General features: G+C 28.2%; 2 protein-coding genes. Both read right to left on the bottom strand.

Annotation, left to right across the window (positions count from 1 at the left end):
- Positions 1–270: 270 nt before the first annotated feature.
- A complete protein-coding gene (locus Q4586_RS13935; RefSeq protein ID WP_303529994.1) occupies positions 271–849 on the bottom strand; it encodes a hypothetical protein in 579 nt (192 codons plus the stop codon).
- Positions 846–1382, bottom strand: coding sequence for a hypothetical protein (locus Q4586_RS13930; protein WP_303529991.1), 537 nt, complete (start codon positions 1380–1382; stop codon positions 846–848). The genes Q4586_RS13935 and Q4586_RS13930 overlap by 4 nt, the downstream gene beginning before the upstream one ends.
- Positions 1383–1506: the final 124 nt, after the last annotated feature.

Below are 1506 nucleotides of genomic sequence, written 5' to 3'. Positions count from 1 at the left end.
TTAATTTTCTCTAAAAAATAGAATTACTTTTCAACAAAAATGTTTTCTGAAAATTTCGATTTCTATGAGCGCCAACGGTTTGTGTATGGAATGTAGCGTTGTTAAAAGTACTACATTTTGGGTTTAGCACAAGCCAAATATTTATATTTTGTTTTTTTCTTTCTTTCTCGCAAAAGCCAAATTAAAAATTTGGCGATTCTGCAAATAGGCGTGAATCTTGTAGTTTAGCACTTATTAGCTATGTTTTATACACGTTGTTAGCAGCAGTTTTTATTTTTTCAACTCGTAAGATTCCATTATTTCCTTCGCCATTTGTTGAGTAATAGTATTTCTCATATTTGTCAAACTATCAGTCGTTTCAAAATCAAATTCGAGTTCGGGAATTTTTATTCTATTTGAGTCAAACATTAAATTATGCTGAAAATTTTGAGTCAATGATTTTCCAAGTAATGGAATTAAACTGTCGACTTTATTTCCAAAAAACAAAGATGCTATATGCATTTTTGAAGCATTTCGATAGAGGTCTTTGTGATATTGCACCATTAATTCACTCAATCTGTCTCTTTGCTCGGGTTTCGTATAGTATTTCGATACCGCTACTTCTAATTTTATTTCTTTTGCTTGAATCTCAAGTTGCAAAATTTGTTCGTTTACATCTTCTAACATTCTGATTCGAGTATCATTTATTTTATCGATACTTTCAATATCATACTTTTCTTTCCAAGAAGACAATTCTTTATCTAATTGTCTACTTTGTAAGTATGATTGAGAAATAGTTGTTATCAATGCAGTAATTATAGCTGTTAAAACTATTTTTCCAAAACCTATTTTATTCTCTTTTTTACTCATTTTCGGTCTATTTCAATTATATTTTCATCTTCCAATATTTTAAAATAAAGTTGGAAAAACTGAACTAAAGGCAAAATACTTATTTCCTTTTCATTGTCATATTTATATTGAATTAGACAATCTAAAGTTTTCTCATTAATATTTACAATAGAGACTAAATTGAATATTACTTTTTTGTTATTGTGATGTTTTAGCTTGTTATTAAACTCTCTTAACTCTTTAAGATACTTATATTTAATTTCCAAATTCGGTTTGTCAAATTTTCCCTTTTTAGCGACATAAACTCCTTCTAAAATTGAGTAAATATCTTTTACTATACTCTTAATTACAGGAATTGATTCGTTAAATTTTTTGGTTGTCTCATCCGAAACCCAAAAGGCATCTTCTGGAAATTTGATTTTAGAGGTAAATTTGATTCTTTCTTTTAAAAACTCAATTTCATATAAATTTCCAATTCTATCTATCACGTTTTCAATATCTTCTTCGAGATATGCAGAATTATTCAAGTCATAAACATTTAGTTTTTTGGTCATTCAATTTTATTTAGTGTGTCAATCTCAGTTTCGTGGTAATTGCTGCTAACGTGTTTGTGTATGATTTCGTTGCGTGTTTCAGCAACTAAATTAGTAAACAAAAACGAACCAGAGGAAATTCCAA

This window comes from Tenacibaculum soleae (assembly GCF_030549005.1).
Classification (GTDB): Bacteria; Bacteroidota; Bacteroidia; order Flavobacteriales; family Flavobacteriaceae; genus Polaribacter; species Polaribacter soleae.
The sequence above is the reverse complement of the archived record's forward strand: the minus strand, read 5'-3'. Positions and strand labels throughout refer to the sequence as shown.